Genomic DNA, 458 nt, shown 5'->3' with positions numbered 1-458 from the left:
CGAGCAGAAAAAACCTCTACAGGCTTGTAGCTCAGGTGGTTAGAGCGCACCCCTGATAAGGGTGAGGTCGGTGGTTCAAGTCCACTCAGGCCTACCAAATTCGCACTCACGCTGCGTTATGTCTCCGGCTCGCATAGTTCACTATGCTTCGCGGAAACATGCCTTGCCTGAGCACGAATTACATTTCTCACGAAGTGTACTCGGTTGAGTGGTAGTAGTGGTCTCTGCAGTAACTGTATGGGGCTATAGCTCAGCTGGGAGAGCGCCTGCCTTGCACGCAGGAGGTCAGCGGTTCGATCCCGCTTAGCTCCACCATACCGTTTATCTGTTTTTTTCTGAAATACCTCAGAGCATACCGGCGACGGTGTGCTGCGACGTATTATGCTCTTTAACAATCCGGAACAAGCTGAAAATTGAAACGACGCAGCGCGTCATTCCTCCGTAATAAGGAATGATTT

At 50.9% G+C, this 458-nt stretch carries 2 tRNA genes; both read left to right on the top strand.

From position 1 onward, the window contains the following. Nucleotides 1-20 precede the first annotated feature (20 nt). Nucleotides 21-97 (top strand) — tRNA-Ile (locus OK409_RS22460). A 142-nt stretch (nt 98-239) separates the two neighbouring features. Next, nucleotides 240-315, top strand: a tRNA-Ala gene (locus OK409_RS22455). Nucleotides 316-458: the final 143 nt, after the last annotated feature.

This window comes from Pantoea sp. RG18, assembly GCF_025910075.1.
Classification (GTDB): Bacteria; Pseudomonadota; Gammaproteobacteria; order Enterobacterales; family Enterobacteriaceae; genus Pantoea; species Pantoea agglomerans.
Note: the sequence above shows the minus strand (reverse complement) of the source record. Positions and strands in the feature narration are given on the sequence as shown.